Genomic DNA, 15,721 nt, shown 5'->3' on the forward strand with positions numbered 1-15,721 from the left:
TGCGGCATTTTCATCGTCGCCCGCCGACGCTGTGCTACGATAGGCGCCCTGTTGCGCTACCCCTTGCCTGGCTTGGCCTGCCGCCCGGTCGCAGCCTCTTCCAGCCGGAGCCAACGGGTCGCTTTCCCACCAACGAGCGCGTCGTCAGCGACGAAAAGGGTTGAACCGACAATGGCCAAGACGTCCCTGGACAAGAGCAAGATCAAGATCCTGCTGCTTGAGGGCATTCATCAGTCGGCGGTGGATAACTTCCTGAACGCCGGTTACACCAATATCGAGCACCTGCAGACCTCGCTGGACGAGGCAACGCTGATCGACAAGATCCGCGACGTCCACTTCATCGGCATCCGTTCGCGCACCCAGCTCAACGAGCGGGTGTTCGCCGCCGCCGAGAAGCTGACCGCGGTGGGTTGCTTCTGCATCGGCACCAACCAGGTCGATCTCGAGGCCGCCCTGGCGCGCGGGATTCCGGTGTTCAACGCGCCCTACTCCAACACGCGCTCGGTGGCGGAACTGGTGCTGGCCGAGTCGATCATGCTGCTGCGCGGGATTCCCGAGAAGAGCGCCCGCGCGCACCAGGGCGGCTGGCTGAAGTCGGCCAAGAACTCACACGAGGCGCGTGGCAAGACGCTGGGCATCATCGGTTACGGCAACATCGGCGCCCAGTTGTCGGTACTCGCCGAGTCGGTCGGCCTCGACGTGATCTTCTACGACACCATCACCAAGCTGGGCATGGGCAACGCCCGCCAGGTCGGTAGCCTGCAGGAACTGCTGGCGCGCGCCGACGTGGTCAGCCTGCACGTCCCCGACGTACCCTCGACGCGCTGGATGATCGGCAAGGAACAGCTGGCGCTGATGAAGCAGGGCAGCATCCTGATCAACGCCTCGCGCGGCAGCGTGGTGGTGATCGAGGAGCTCGCCGAGGCGCTCAGGAGCGGCCGGCTGCTCGGCGCGGCGATCGACGTCTTCCCGGTCGAGCCCAAGGGCAACGCCGAGGAATTCGTCTCGCCGCTGCGCGGGCTCGAGAACGTGATCCTCACCCCGCACATCGGCGGCTCGACCCTCGAGGCCCAGGAGAACATCGGCATCGAGGTCGCCGAGAAGCTGATCACCTATTCCGACAACGGCACCACCATCACCTCGGTCAACTTCCCCGAGGTGGCGCTGCCCGCCCACCCGGACAAGCATCGCCTGCTGCACATCCACGAGAACGTGCCCGGGGTGCTCTCCGAGATCAACCGCGTGCTGTCCGAGAACGGCATCAATATCGCCGGCCAGTTCCTGCAGACCAACCAGCAGGTCGGCTACGTAGTGGTCGACGTCGACAAGGCCTACGGCGCCAAGGCGCTGGAGGCGATCAAGCATGTCGATCACACGCTGCGGACCCGTGCGCTCTATTCGGAGACGAACTACGAGGAGTAGACCCGTCGCTCGGATTTCGGCCTTGCCCATTCGCCCCGGCATGCTTCATGCCGGGGTTTTTAATTGCCGCTCGGTTATCGAGATTGTCCTTGCGTATCTGCAGGTTACATTTGCGCTTTTTTAAGTACGCGGAATAGCATTCAGGGGTCTGTCTGACTACGTTAGGAGCATAAGAAGCAGGGAACGCAGTCGCTAATCGCTTCTTTCCAACGTTGCCATGGAGGCACCAGATGAAAAGGAATGTGTTCATCCCCGCGCTGGAGGAACAGCAGCGCATCGAGCTCGAGACGTTACGCAACACCGATGAGCTTTCATTTCATGGCTTGCTGGATATCCCCACGCTGATCGAGCCGACGTCGTTGCGCTTCAATCAGGTGCTGGCCAAGGCGCGCCAGGAGTTGAACGAACTCAAGCAGTTCACCGGCAGCGTCGATGCGATCATCGCCCACTGGGACTTCCCCACCAGCGTGCTGGTACCGATCCTGTGCCGGGAATACGACATCCCCGCGCCGTCGCTGGAAAGCGTGCTCAAGTGCGAACACAAGTACTGGAGCCGCCTGGAACAGCAGAAGGTGATCCCCGAGATGGTACCGGCCTTCTGCAGCGTCGACCCCTTCGCCGATAATCCCCTCGAGCAGGTGACTCTGGACTACCCGTTCTGGCTCAAGCCGGTCAAGGCGTTCTCGTCCCAGCTCGGCTTCAAGATCGAGAACGAAGAGCAGTTCCACGCCGCCATCGAAGAGACGCGTGACAAGATTCGCCATTTCGGCGAGCCGTTCAACGAGGCGCTGGAGCATGCCGACCTGCCACCGGAAATCCATCATGCCGACGGCAATACCTGCATCGCCGAGCAGATCATCAGCGGTACGCAGGGCGCCCCCGAGGGCACGATGTACCGCGGGGAGTTCAACGTCCACGGGGTGTTCGACCAGCCCAAGGACGAGGGCGAGGAGATGTGGGGTCGACTCGAGTACCCTTCCAGCATGCCGGAGCGCATACAGCGCCAGATGATCGACGCCAGCCGGCGCTTCCTCGAGCACATCGGCTACGACAACGGCTGTTTCAACGCCGAGTTCATGTGGGACGAGGAGCAGGATCAACTATGGCTGGTCGAGTTCAATACGCGGATCTCCCAGTCTCATAGCGAGATGTTCATCATGGTCGACGGCATGTCGAACCATGAAGTGGCGATCGATATAGCGCTGGGCCAGCGCCCCTCCATGGCCAACCGCCAAGGCCCCTACGCGGTGGCGGCCAAGTGCCTCATTCCGCACGAACGCAAGGATGGCATCGTCAGGCGCGTACCCAGCCTGAAAGAACTCGATGCGCTGCGCGACCGCTTCCCGGGCACCAAGGTGCGGCTGAGTGTCGAGTCCGGCATGCGCCTGAGCGAGCTGCCCAACCAGGACAGCTACTCCTATCACATCGGCACCATCTACCTGGGCGCGGATACCCACGAGCAGATCAAGGAGCACTATCACGCCTGCCTCGAGGCGCTGCACTTCGAGTTCGACCCCGTCGCCGACGAGCGACCGCCAATGGATGGCGACAATTCCCCGTCGGTGAATTTATCCGCATAAAGGAGGACCGATGGAGACGGTGACTTCGTATCCTTATGACGTCCAGATCATCGAGAATACCTTTATCACCATGCGCGACGGCGCGAAGCTGGCCGCACGCATCTGGCTACCGGAAGGCGCCGAACGCCAGCCGGTACCCGCCATCATGGAGTACATCCCCTATCGCAAGCGCGACCTGACCCGCGGACGCGATGCCAACAACCATGACTACCTGGCCGGTCACGGCTATGCATGCGTGCGCATCGACATGCGCGGCAGCGGCGATTCGGACGGCGTCGTCGTCGACGAATATACCCAGCAGGAACAGGAGGATGGCGTCGACGCCATCGCCTGGATCGCCGAGCAGCCCTGGTGCAACGGCAACGTCGGCATGATGGGCATCTCCTGGGGCGGCTTCAATAGCCTGCAGGTCGCGGCGCGGCGCCCACCGGCATTGAAGGCGATCATGACGATCTGTTCGAGCGACGATCTCTACGCTGACAACATGCATTACATGGGCGGTTGCCTGCTGGGCGACAACCTCTCGGAGGCGACCGTCATGTTCGCCTTCAACAGCCTGCCGCCGGATCCCCAGATCGTCGGCGACCGCTGGCGCGAGATGTGGTTCGAGCGACTCAAGGGCAGCGGCCTGTGGCTCGATGACTGGCTGGCCCACCAGCGGCGCAGCGACTACTGGAGCCGAAGCTCGGTCTGCGAGGACTATTCGGCGATCCAGTGTCCGGTGTATGCCGTGGGCGGCTGGGCCGACGGCTTCACCAATACCGTGTTTCGCCTGCTCGAGCACCTCGACGTACCGCGCAAGGGGCTGATCGGCCCCTGGGGTCACAAGTATCCCCATCAGGGTATCCCCGGACCGGCGATCGGCTTCCTCCAGGAGAGCCTCAAGTGGTGGGATTACTGGCTCAAGGGCCAGGAGACCGGGGTGATGGAGGGGCCCATGTTGCGCGCCTGGCTGCAGGACAGCATGCCGCCGCATACCTCCTACGAGGACCGCCCCGGGCGCTGGATCGGCGAGCCCAGTTGGCCGTCGCCCAATATCGCGGAGAAGCGCTACCCGCTGGGGCGCGACACCATCGGCGCCAGCGAGGACGACAACCTGCCCGACGCGGAAGTCTCGGTTCAGTCGCCCGTGAGCGTCGGCGTATCGGCCGGCAAGTGGTGCTCCTACGCCGCCACGCCGGATCTACCCGGCGACCAGCGCGAAGACGACGGCGGCTCGCTGGTGTTCAAGAGCCAGACACTGGAAGAGCCCCTCGAGATCGTCGGGCGCCCGGTGGTCGAACTGGAAGTGTCGCTCGACAAGCCGCTGGGCATGATCGCGGTGAGGCTCTCCGATGCCGCCCCCAGCAGCAAGTCCACCCGCGTGACCTATGGCCTGCTCAACCTGGCGCACCGCGACAGCGATGCCAATCCCGAGCCGCTGGAGCCCGGCAAGCGCTATCGCGTGAGGGTCGAACTCAACGGCATGGCGCACTGCTTCCCCGCCGGCCACCAGTTGCGGGTCTCGGTCTCGACCTCCTACTGGCCACTGGCCTGGACACCCCCCGAACCGGCGCTGCTGACCGTGTACACCAGCAACAGCGCGCTGGTGCTGCCGGAGCGCGCTCACCAGGAAGCCGACGCCGCATTGCACCCCTTCGAGCAACCCGAGCAGGCGCCCGCGGTGAAAACCACCCGGCTCGAGCCCAGTCAGCACAACTGGTGCGTGCACCGCGACCTCGCCAACAACCTGTCGACGCTCGAAGTCATCAACGACCAGGGCGGCTTTCGCCTCGACGAGATCGGTACCGAGATCCGCCGCAGCACCCGCGAGTGGTATTCCTGCCAGGACGACAACTACACCTCGGCGCGCGGCGAGACCTATACCGAACGTGGTTTCAAGCGCGACGACTGGGACATCCAGGTCATCACCCGCACGGTGCTGACCTGCGACGAGAAGGATTTCTTCATCCACGCCCAGCTCGACGCCTTCGAGGAGGGCTATCGCATCTACTCGCAGAACTGGGACCGGACCATCCCCAGGGACCATATCTAGGCGTTATCCGATCCACTCTCCTCGCGCATGCTCCAAGCATGCTTGTTTGCCCCCGCCCCCCGGGGGCTTTTTATGCCGCCGCCGACGGGCCAGCGTCGACGGTCTTGGCGAATCCGGGCTGGCCGTTCAGAACTCGACCCCCACCCCGGCGTAGAAGGTGCGCCCCGGCGCGGTGTCGAAGTAGCGCTCGTTGCTCGCATTGATCAGTAGATTGGCGTAGTGCTCGCGATCGAAGAGATTGCGCACCCCCACATAGCCGGTGAGCAGCGTGTCACCGCCGAGCCGCCAGCCATCGCCGGCACGCAGGTTGACCAGCCAATAATCGTCGACCTCGACCTGGTTGGCGTCGTCCGCCACCATGTCGCCGACATACTGCGTCTCGAGCGTCGCGAAGCGCTCATCGAGGCCCTGCCAGGTGAGTTGGTTGTTCCAGGTCTGCTCCGGCAGGCCGGGTATGCGATTGCCGTCGTAGTCGTTGCCGTTGGCGGCGTAATCCTCGAATTCGTAACGCGCCAGCGTCAATGCGCTATCAACGCGCCAGGCGGGGGTAAACTGCCAGCCCAGCGAGGCTTCGACTCCTTCATGCCGACTCTTGCCGGCATTGCGGTAGTAGGTCTTCCCGGCGGCATTCTCGTAAGCGATCAGGGAATCGCGCACGCGGGTCGAAAACAGCGCAACGTCGTAATCCAGGCCATAGGCGAAATTGCCGCGCAGGCCGATTTCCCGATTCCAGGCCTTCTGCGGCTCGATGTCGGGGTTGAAGCCACCGCCGCCGTATGGGTTGGCAAATTCGGAAAACGTCGGCGTCTCGTAGGAGGTGCCCGTGGACAGATAGAACTGATGGGTGGGCAGGTATCGGAAACTCAGGCCGGCACTGCCGCTCCACTGATCGAAGGTACGCTCGCCGCTGCCGTCCCCGCCATCGCTCAAGAGCTGGTCGTCGATATCGAACCTCACCCGGTCGTAGCGGGTACCCAGCGAGAGCGTCCAGCGCTCGGTCAGATCCAGATCGCCCTGGACGAACGCGCCGATGGAGGTGGCCTTCTGCGTTTCGTCCTGGCTGCGGCGCACGTGCTCGCCGTCGATCAGCACGTCGTCGCTATGACGATCGTCGACCTGGCGTGCCACGTCGATACCGGTCATGTAGCGCAGCGGCAGGCCGCCGAGTTCCAGCGCCTGATGGTACTCGGCGCTGCCGCCGTAATAGTCGCGATCGTAGGCGACGTAGTTCTGAACGTCGGTTATCGAGGGGCTGCCGCCCGCAAAGGCCAGCTGCTGCTGATAGTCGCGGTGCAGATAAAACCCCTTGAGGTAGAACTCGCCGGGGCCGGCGGAGAGATCCTCGTACTGCAGCCCGATCACCTGCTGATCGACCTCCTGCCCGGCGTCGATGCGCTCGGGGGAATAGTCGTAGAAGCCTTCGCTGTCGATCGTGCCTTCACGATCTTCTCGGACCAGCTCCCGGGTCATTCCACCCGGATCCTCGGCGGAGGGGCTGTCGAGCAGATTGACGATGGCGGTGACCGCGCGATCGTCACCCAGTTCGCGGCGCAGCTTGGCATTGAAGAGATACTTCTCCGCCGCGCTGTGATCGCGATAGCCATCGATCTCGAGGGCGGAAAAGCTCACGTGGTGCGACCAGGGGCCGTCCGCGCCGCCGTTTTGCGCCGACAGCTTGCGATAGCCGTCGCTTCCCCCCCCCAGGCGCACGCTGCTACCCGGGTCGTCGCGTCCATCCGCCGTGGTAATGCTGATCACGCCGCCGGCGGCGTTGCCGTACTGGACCGCCGCCGGGCCACGGATGACCTCGATGCGCTCGGCGCTGTCCAGATCGATGGCATCGGTCTGGGCCTGGCCGTCGGGCAGGGTGTAGGGGATGCCGTCGACCATCAGGGTGATGCCACGCACCCCCCAGGGCGTGCGGGCGCCGAAGCCGCGAATCGAGATACGTTCGCCCTGGGCGAAGTTGTTGCGATTCTGCAAATAGACGCCCGGCACACGCACCAGCGATTCGTCGAGGCGCACCCGCTGCTGGCCCTGGGCGATCTCCTCGCGTTCGACCACCGATAGCGCGGCGGGGGTCGCGTAGAGTTCGCGGTCGAGCCGCGGGGCGGTGACTTCGATGACCGGGACTGGGTCGGGTTGCGTGGCGGCGGTCGTCTGGGCGACGGCCGTGGGCGCCAGCACTACCGGCAGGCTGAGCCCCAGCAAGGACGCGAGGGGAAGGTGGCGATGGACCATGTCGGTTCCCTGTGACGTGTGGCGATAGCGTAAGACGATGGCGCCCGGGCGATCCCTGAAGCCGGGCGGCCTTATTCTATCAGCCTAGCAGCGCAACGCGGCGAACCGACCAGTCGCCTAGAATTGCGTCGCCAGCGTCTCGCGCACCGTCAGCGTGGCGTCCACCAGGCACAACCGACGCCACTTGTCGAAGGTCAGGCAGGGGTGCGAGGTGCCGAAGGCGATCACGTCGCCGACCGCAACTTCGGCGTCGCGAGGGATCGTCAGGAAGACGTGCTGGTCCATGATATGCGTCGTGCGCCAGTCGCCCACGTCCCTCGGCGTCTCGGCCGCCGAGGGACGCGAGGCCAGCGGATAGAGCCGTAACGCCAGCGGCAGGTCCGGCTCATGGCCGATGTCCCGCTTGCCCAGGGCGACGATCGCCAGCCCCGGCTCGGGTAGCGACTGAACGTGGGCGAACACCTCGAGCGCCGGCTTGAGTTCACCCTCGAGCTGGGGGTGGCGTGCCTTCACGTCGGCCATGGCGCCGGCATAGAGCCGATGATCGTGGACCACATAGCAGCCCGGACGCAGCACCGGCGTGTAGTGTTCGCGCAGTTCCGAGCGGTCGAACGCCTCGGCGATCAAATCGAACCATTTCGACCCCGAGGCAGTGACGATCGGTGCTTCGCGCTCGAGCACCCCGCTCGCCCGGAGCGACTTCACGGTATCCACCAGCCGCTCGCCGTAGGCGCGTACCGCGGCCACTTCATCGCCGCCGGCGATCATGCCCTCGTAACCCTCGATGCCAACCAGCGCCAGGGCCGGCTGCTCGCCGATCGCCGCCACCAGTGCCTCGACCTGATCGGCATCGCGACAACCGCTGCGCCCGCCCGTCACGCCCAGCTCGATCAGCACGTTGAGGGTCTGGCCGCGCGCACCGAAGTAGTGCCCCAGCGCGGCGACGTTGTCCGCCCCGTCGACCACGCAGTAGAACTCGGTGCCGGCCTCGATCAGCTCGGCGACGATCGCCATGTTGGGCTCGCCGATCAACTGGTTGGCGAGCAGTAGCCGCTGAACGCCGCCGGCGAAGGCCGCGCGGCATTGCGGCGCGGTGGCCAGGGTGATGCCCCAGGCGCCGGCCTCGAGCTGACGGCGAAACAACGCCGGGGTCATGGTGGTCTTGCCGTGCGGGGCGAGATGCGCGCCGTGGGCCTCGGCGAAGCGCTGCATCCATGCCAGGTTGTGCGCCAGCGGCGCCTCGAAGATCGCCGCCGCCGGCAGGCTGACGCCGTCCAACAACGACCGCCCCATCTCGGGCATGCCCTTGTCGCCTGCCGCCATGCGCTTGGCCGGTTCACTCATCGGTTCTCTCATCACCGCTTCTCCCGGGCTGGCGCCCTGTTCGACTCGTTGTTACCCAAAGGTCTTATGATAGTTATTTTCACACCTATTGATTTATTGTTAGAAAATACCATACTGATCTCAACAAACAACTCTCTCGATACACAAGCGATCGATAGCAAGCCACACGGCTCCCGGGGCCTTCCAATTCCTGCCGAGGAGACACCGTTGACCCAGGACATCGACATCCTGTCACGCATCACCAGCGACTTCGCCGGGCTGCGCGACGCCGAGAAGAAGGTGGCCGAGCTGATCTTCGACGACATCGACTTCGTCGCCGAGGCCAATATCGGCGATATCGCCGCACGGGCCCAGGTCTCCGATGCCAGCGTAACGCGCTTCGCCCGGGCCGTGGGCTGTCGCAACGTGCGCGATCTGAAGCTGCGCCTGACCCGCGCGCTGGCCGCCGGACGCCGCTTCATCCAGGACGCCGGCGACGCCGACGGCTCCAGCGCCGTCTACGACATCGCCACCCAGACCCTGGCGCTCAACCGCGAGTTGATGGAACAGGCCGATGTCGCCGGTGCCGTGGAACTGCTCGACGGCGCGCGCCAGGTGTTGGTATTCGGCGCCGGCGGCGGTTCGACGATGCTCGCCCAGGAACTGCAGTTCCGGCTGGTGCGGCTGGGCTACGCGATCAGTGCCTACCCGCAGTCGCTGCTGCCGCGAATGGTCGCCTCGACACTGGAGCCCCGCGACGTGGTGGTAACGCTGTCGGTGAGCGGTTACACCCCGGAGATCGTCGAGTCGGCGCAGATCGCCCGCCAGTACGGCGCCCGGGTGGTGGCGATCACCGCCAACGGCTCGCCGCTGGCCGAAACCGCCGATGTGGTGCTGCCGGTGGTGGCCCGCGAGACCGATTTCATCTATCACCCCTCGGCGTCGCGCTACGCCATGCTCGCCGCCATCGACGTGCTGGCGCTGGAACTGGCGCTGCGCCATCAGGACCGCTCGCGCACCAAGCTGCGCCGGCTCAAGATCACCCTCGACGCCCACCGCGGCGGCGACAACCGTCAACCGTTGGGGGATTGACCATGCGCTACGACACGCTGATCCGTGACGCCTGGATCATCGACGGCACCGGCGCCGCGCCATTTCGCGCCGACGTGGCCATCCGCGGCGAGCGCATCGCCGCCGTGGGCGCGCTCGGCGAGGCCACGGCCGACACCGTGATCGACGCCCGGGAGCGCTACCTGTCGCCGGGCTTCATCGACGTCCATACCCACGACGACACCAACGTCATCCGCACCCCCGAGATGCTGCCCAAGCTCTCGCAGGGCGTGACCACGGTGGTGGTCGGCAACTGCGGGATCAGCGCCGCGCCGGTCACGCTTAGCGGTGAAGTCCCCGACCCGATGAACCTGCTGGGCCGCGCCGAGGACTTCCGCTACCCGAGCTTCGACGCCTACGCCGACGCGGTGGATGCCGCCGCGCCCGCGGTCAACGTCGCCGCGCTGATCGGCCATACCAGCCTGCGCAGCCAAGCAATGGGCGACTTCAGCCGCCCCGCCAGCGAGGCCGAGACCGCCACCATGCGTGACGCGCTGCGTGAGGCGCTCGCCGCCGGCGCGCTGGGCATGAGCTCGGGGCTGGCCTATCGCAACGCCTTTCACGCCCCGATGGAGGAGCTGCGCCCGCTGGTCGCCGAAGTCGGCGCCGCCGGCGGCGTCTATACCACGCACCTGCGCGATGAGTTCGCCGGCCTGCCCGAGGCAATGGACGAGGCCTTCGAGACCGCGCGCCAGGGCCAGGCGCCGCTGGTGATCTCGCACCTGAAGTGTGCCGGCGCCGGCAACTGGGGCGGCGCGCCACGTGCGCTGGCCAAGCTCGAGCACGCCGCGCGCCATCAGCGCGCGCACTGCGATTGCTATCCGTATACCGCCGGCTCGTCGACGCTGGATCTGGGTCAGGTCACCGACGAGATCGCGATCTTCATCACCTGGTCGGACCCGCACCCCGAACAGGCCCAGCGCGCACTCGCCGAGATCGCCGCCGAGTGGGGCGTGTCGCTGATGGATGCCGCGCGCCGCCTGCAGCCGGCCGGTGCGGTCTACCACAACATGAGCGAAGACGACATGCGCCGGGTGCTGGCCCACCCGCTGGCGATGGTCGGCTCCGACGGACTGCCCAACGACCCGCACCCGCACCCGCGGCTGTGGGGCGCCTTTCCGCGGGTGCTCGCCCACTACAGCCGCGATCTCAAGCTGATGCCGCTCGCCGAGGCGATCCGCAAGATGACCGGCCTGTCGGCCGCCCAATTCGGCCTCACCGATCGCGGCGTGATCCGTGAGGGCGGCTACGCCGACCTGACGCTGTTCGATCTCGACACCCTCGAGGACGTCGCCGACTACGCCCGGCCGATCGCCGCCGCCCGCGGCATCGAGCTGGTGATGGTCAACGGCGTGATCGGCTATCGCACCGGCACGGCCACCGGCGATCGCGGCGGGCGCCTGCTGCGCCGTAGCGAGCGCTTGTCCCCCCAACCCACAATCCCATTCACAGCGGAGGAAACCCCATGACAATCCAGCGTTACGGCGTCGAAGGCGGCGTCGGCACCGGCGGCCAGAAGCTGCCGTTCGCACGCGCCACCCAGGCCGCCGGCTGGCTGTTCGTCTCGGGCCAGACCCCGATGACCGACGGCGAGGTCGTCGAGGGCGGCATCGTCGAGCAGACCCGGCTGGCCTTCGACAACTGCCTGGCGATCATGCACGAGGCCGGCTACGAGGTGGCCGACGTCGTCCACGTCACCGCGGTGCTCACCGACGCGCGCTATTTCACCTCGTTCAACAAGGTCTTCAAGGAGATCTTCGGCGAGCATCCCCCGGCGCGCATCTGCAGCGTTCAGGACCTGGTGGTCGACTGCAAGGTCGAGGTCGACGTCAAGTGCTACCGCGCCGACCGCGCCTGAGCCGGTCGGGCCCGCGGGCGGCAACCCGCGAGCCATCAAACGGGCAACAAAAAGGCGCCGAGGCCCGGCAAGGCCCCGACGCCACACACTGCAGCGATATTCCGGTTTCTACCAATAACGGTTTCTACCACTGCCTCGGTCGCGGCAACGACCGAGCCAACAAGTATAAGAGGCATGTATGAACAGTCATATCTTCCTCGGCACCTTCTTCGCCTATATCGTGCTGATGATCGGCTTCGGCTGGTGGGTGTCGCGCAACAGTCGCGGCACCGGCGACGACTTCCTGCTCGGCGGGCGCAGCGTGCCGCTATTCCTCACTGTGGGCACCACCGTGGCGACCATGGTCGGCACCGGCTCGAGCATGGGCGCGGTGGGCTTCGGCTATTCCAACGGCTGGGCGGGGGCGCTCTACGGCATCGGTGGCGCCGTCGGCGTACTGCTGCTGGCGGTGTGCTTCGCCCCGGTGCGCAAGTTCCGCTTCATGACCATGAGCGAGGAACTCTCCTACTATGTCGGCGCCAATCGGCTGGTGCGCAACGTCGTCGCGCTGCTGATCTACATCGCCTGCATCGGCTGGCTGGGCGCGCATATCCTCGGCGGCGGGCTGTATCTGGCCTGGATGGCCGACATCGACCCCAACCTCGCCAAGCTGGTGGTGGCGCTGGGCTTCGGCGTCTACTGCGTGATCGGCGGCTACATGGCGGTGGTGTGGACCGACACCATCCAGGCGGTGGTGCTGTTCGTCGGCTTCTTCCTGATGGCCGGGCTGGCGCTGATCGAGGTCGGCGGCTTCGACGGCCTCACCGCGGGCATGGACGCCGCCTCGACGAGCTTTCTGGGCATCGACAAGATCGGCGGGCTGCCGGCGCTGTCGCTGGCCACGGTGATCGCCGTCGGGGTGCTGGCCACGCCGTCGTTCCGCCAGCGCATCTACTCGGGCCGGTCGGTGCGCACGGTGCGCCGCTCGTTCGTGATCACCGGGCTCCTGTATCTGGCCTTCTCGATCGTTCCGGCGATCATCGGCATGGCCACCCACGTGCTCAACCCCGATCTCGACAACAGCAATTACGCCTTCCCGTTCCTGGCCACGGAGGTGTTGCCGCTGGGCCTGGGTCTGCTGCTGCTGGTCGCCGGGCTGTCCGCGACCATGTCGAGCGCCAGCTCGGATGCCATCGCCGGGGTCTCGACACTGATGCGCGACATCTACGTGCTGTTCACCGGACGCACGCCCTCGGCGCGCCACGTGGTGCTCTACTCGCGCCTGGCGCTGGTCGCCACCATCGGCCTGGCGCTGGCCTTCGCGCTGACCTCGGACAACGTCATCAGTTACATCACCAAGATGATCTCGACGGTACTCGCCGGGATGTTCGTCTGCGGCATGCTGGGCCGGTTCTGGCCGCGCTATAACTGGCAGGGCGCGATCGCCACGCTGATCGCCGCCTCGGCGACCTCGCTGGCGGTGATCGCCAACCCCGACTGGAGCGCCTTCTGGGGCAACCCCAGCATTCCCGCGGTGCTGGTGGCGACTCTCGGCGGGGTGGTCGTCAGCCTGGTCACGCCGGCCACGCGGATCAGCGAAGCCGAGGCGCTGGCCAAGCTCGACCACGAGCGCGAACGCATGGAACGCGCCCCCGAGGCGACGCTGACCCAGCCGAGCACCCCGCCGGCCGGCTGAGCGCCAGCCCGCAGCGATCCGTTCGACAATGGCCCCGGCACATGCCGGGGCCATTGTCTTTGTGCGTGACCTTGGCGCGTGACGATTCGCCCAGGCTTTACCGCAAGCGATCGGCTGCTACGTTTTAGAAGGATGCTCAGGGAGCGGGCATCCGCTAGTCGACCCAGGCAGGAGGCCCAATGTCCATCCCCCACCCCAAGCACGCCAACCCACGCCGCACCCTGCTGGCCAGCGTACTGATCGGCATCGGCTGCATGGCGGCCCTCGACGAGATCGTCTTTCACCAGCTGCTGGCCTGGCATCATTTCGTCGATCGCGGCACGGCCTTCGCGCTGGCCTCGGACGGGGTGTTGCATGCCGGCGAGCTGGTGCTGCTGGTGGTCGGCTTCTTCGTGATGATCGAGCTGCACGGCGCCGGCCGCCAGGCGCCCGGCTACCGAGGCCCCGGCTTTCTGCTGGGGGCGGGCGGCTTCCAGGTCTTCGACGGCGTGGTCGATCACAAGCTCCTGCGCCTGCACCAGGTGCGCTACGTCGATGACGTCTGGCTCTACGACGTCGCCTGGATCGGCGCCGGCGCGATCATCCTGGCGATCGGCTGGCTGCTGCTCAGGCGGGCCCGGCGCGGTCGCGCCTCGAGCCAGCGCTAGCCCGGAGCGTTCGGCGTGCCACTCATGCCCAGCGTCGCGCAATGGCTCGCACTGACGGCCGGACTGCTTTATCTGGTCGGCGCCTGGCGCAGCACCCGCACCGGCAAGTCGTGGTCGCCCTGGCGCAGCGCGAGTTTCACTGCCGGCATCGTCACGCTGGTCGTGGCGTTCGCACCGCCGCTCAATGCATTTGCTCATCATGACCTGCGCGGACACATGCTCCAGCACCTGCTGGTCGGCATGTTCGCGCCGCTGGGGCTGGTGTTCGGCGCACCGATGGGGCTGCTGCTGAGAAACCTGTCCCCCGCCCGGGCACGAGGGATAGTGAGACTACTGGGGAGCGTCCCGGTGCGCGTGCTCAGCCATCCGCTGAGCGCCGCCGTGCTCGATATCGGCGGCATGTACCTGCTGTACCTGACCCCGCTGTATGCCCTGAGCATGACCACGCCGTGGCTGCACCACCTCATCCACCTGCATTTCGTGATCTCCGGTTGTCTGTTCAGTTGGGCGATCGCCGGGCCCGACCCGGCGCCGCATCGTCCGCGCTGGCGGACCCGCCTGGGCGTGCTGTTCCTGGCCATCGCCACTCACGCCACGCTCGGCAAGCTGATTTACGCCTGGCGGATGCCGCAGGGCACCGGCGCCGGCGTCGACGAAATCCAGGCGGCCGCGCAGTGGATGTATTACGGCGGCGACCTGGCCGAAATCGTCCTGCTGATGGCGCTGATGCAGCAATGGCTACGGCGGCGCCGCGCGGCAGAACGCAGCCCGCTCGCGGACCCGGCCTGAGCCTGCCGAGCCTGGGGCCGATCCGCCGAGGTTGACCGGGCTCAACTCACCGGCTTTTCTTCTCGGGCGGGCGGACGCGCGACTTGCCGGCAGACGGACAAACGCCTACCATCCTCTCCTGATAATAATTAGCATCGGCTATGCAGCCGCATCCTTGCCGCGCTCGTTTTCGTCATCGCCGTCAGCCACCAGGACCCGTCATGCTCGTACCCTTTCTGATCATGCTGCGCGAGGGGCTCGAAGCCGCCCTGATCGTCGGCATCATCGCCAGTTATCTCAAGCAGACCGGGCGCGGCGCCTGGATGCCCGCGGTATGGATCGGCATCCTGCTCGCCGCCGCGCTGTCGCTGTGCGTGGGGGCGGGCCTGCAGTTCGCCAGCGCCGAGTTCCCGCAGCGTCAGCAGGAGCTGTTCGAGGCGGTGGTCGGCTTCGTCGCCGTCGGCGTGCTGACCTGGATGGTGTTCTGGATGCGCCGCGCGGCCCGCGGCATGCGTGCCGAACTCACCGGCGCCCTCGACAGCGCCTTCGCCAGCGGCCGTCGCCATACCTACGCGTTGATCGGCATGGTGTTCCTCGCCGTGGCCCGCGAGGGCCTGGAGTCGATCTTCTTCCTGCTCGCGGTATTCCAGCAGAGCCGTACCGGAAGCGCACCGCTGGGCGCCCTGCTGGGCGTCGCCTGCTCGGTAGTCGTCGGGCTGGCCTTCTATCGCGGCAGCCTGCGTCTCGACCTGCGCCACTTCTTCCGCCTGACCGGGTTGTTCATCCTGCTGGTGGCGGCCGGACTCACCGCCGGGTCGGTGCGCGCGCTGCACGAAGCCGGGCTGTGGAACCACGCCCAGCAGGTAGTTTTCGACTTGAGCGCGGCCCTGCCGCTCGACTCGCCGCTGGGTGCGGTATTCTCAGGCGTGCTCGGCTACCAGCCCGCCCCCACCCTGAGCGAGCTGATCGCCTATGCGGTCTACCTGGCCGTGACCCTGATCCTCTTCTTCCGCCCCCGGTCCGGCGCGCAGCGCGCGCCTGTGGCCGAGGCCCGCTGAGTGA

At 66.3% G+C, this 15,721-nt stretch carries 12 protein-coding genes; 10 read left to right on the top strand and 2 right to left on the bottom strand.

Going from position 1 to position 15,721, the window contains the following annotated elements; genetic code table 11:
- The first annotated feature begins 171 nt into the window (after positions 1-171).
- The 3 genes from serA (at position 172) to R6258_RS02680 (ending at position 5,037) form a co-directional block, all read left to right on the top strand.
- The gene (gene serA, locus R6258_RS02670) at positions 172-1,422 is read left to right on the top strand and encodes a phosphoglycerate dehydrogenase (protein ID WP_318447053.1); all 1,251 of its coding nucleotides are present in this window, start codon (positions 172-174) and stop codon (positions 1,420-1,422) included.
- A 230-nt stretch (positions 1,423-1,652) separates the two neighbouring features.
- Positions 1,653-3,002 (top strand): ATP-grasp domain-containing protein, encoded by a 1,350-nt coding sequence (locus R6258_RS02675; protein WP_318447056.1) that lies wholly within the window; start codon positions 1,653-1,655, stop codon positions 3,000-3,002.
- A gap of 10 nt (positions 3,003-3,012) precedes the next feature.
- A complete protein-coding gene (locus R6258_RS02680; protein WP_318447058.1) occupies positions 3,013-5,037 on the top strand; it encodes a CocE/NonD family hydrolase in 2,025 nt (674 codons plus the stop codon).
- Between the two features lie 126 nt (positions 5,038-5,163).
- Here R6258_RS02680 and R6258_RS02685 read toward each other — a convergent pair whose 3' ends face one another.
- Both R6258_RS02685 and R6258_RS02690 read right to left on the bottom strand, forming a co-directional pair.
- Positions 5,164-7,278, bottom strand: a complete 2,115-nt coding sequence (locus tag R6258_RS02685) for a TonB-dependent receptor (RefSeq protein ID WP_318447060.1) — start codon at positions 7,276-7,278, stop codon at positions 5,164-5,166.
- A gap of 117 nt (positions 7,279-7,395) precedes the next feature.
- Entirely contained in the window at positions 7,396-8,622 is a 1,227-nt protein-coding gene (locus R6258_RS02690) for an amino acid deaminase (protein WP_318447063.1), read from the bottom strand.
- Positions 8,623-8,829: 207 nt separating this feature from the next.
- Here R6258_RS02690 and R6258_RS02695 point away from each other — a divergent pair, with 207 nt between their 5' ends.
- The 7 genes from R6258_RS02695 to efeU all read left to right on the top strand — a co-directional run bounded on the left by R6258_RS02695 (position 8,830) and on the right by efeU (position 15,717).
- Positions 8,830-9,693, top strand: a complete 864-nt coding sequence (locus R6258_RS02695) for a MurR/RpiR family transcriptional regulator (protein WP_318447065.1) — start codon at positions 8,830-8,832, stop codon at positions 9,691-9,693.
- Positions 9,694-9,695: 2 nt separating this feature from the next.
- Positions 9,696-11,180 carry a D-aminoacylase gene (locus tag R6258_RS02700; protein WP_318447068.1) on the top strand — a complete coding sequence of 495 codons (1,485 nt, stop codon included), beginning with the start codon at positions 9,696-9,698 and terminating at the stop codon, positions 11,178-11,180.
- Positions 11,177-11,569: a RidA family protein gene (locus R6258_RS02705; RefSeq protein ID WP_318447070.1), complete on the top strand. Its 393-nt coding sequence runs from the start codon at positions 11,177-11,179 to the stop codon at positions 11,567-11,569. The genes R6258_RS02700 and R6258_RS02705 overlap by 4 nt, the downstream gene beginning before the upstream one ends.
- A 178-nt stretch (positions 11,570-11,747) precedes the next feature.
- Positions 11,748-13,244, top strand: coding sequence for a sodium:solute symporter family protein (locus tag R6258_RS02710; RefSeq protein ID WP_318447072.1), 1,497 nt, complete (start codon positions 11,748-11,750; stop codon positions 13,242-13,244).
- A 179-nt stretch (positions 13,245-13,423) separates the two neighbouring features.
- The gene (locus R6258_RS02715) at positions 13,424-13,891 is read left to right on the top strand and encodes a DUF2243 domain-containing protein (protein ID WP_318447075.1); all 468 of its coding nucleotides are present in this window, start codon (positions 13,424-13,426) and stop codon (positions 13,889-13,891) included.
- A 24-nt stretch (positions 13,892-13,915) separates the two neighbouring features.
- Complete coding sequence (locus tag R6258_RS02720; RefSeq protein ID WP_318448022.1) at positions 13,916-14,680, top strand: cytochrome c oxidase assembly protein; 765 nt, start codon at positions 13,916-13,918, stop codon at positions 14,678-14,680.
- Between the two features lie 200 nt (positions 14,681-14,880).
- On the top strand, positions 14,881-15,717 hold the full coding sequence (gene efeU, locus R6258_RS02725; RefSeq protein ID WP_318447077.1) for an iron uptake transporter permease EfeU: 837 nt from the start codon (positions 14,881-14,883) through the stop codon (positions 15,715-15,717).
- Positions 15,718-15,721 lie beyond the last annotated feature (4 nt).

The organism is Halomonas sp. HP20-15 (assembly GCF_033446685.1).
Taxonomy (GTDB): domain Bacteria; phylum Pseudomonadota; class Gammaproteobacteria; order Pseudomonadales; family Halomonadaceae; genus Modicisalibacter.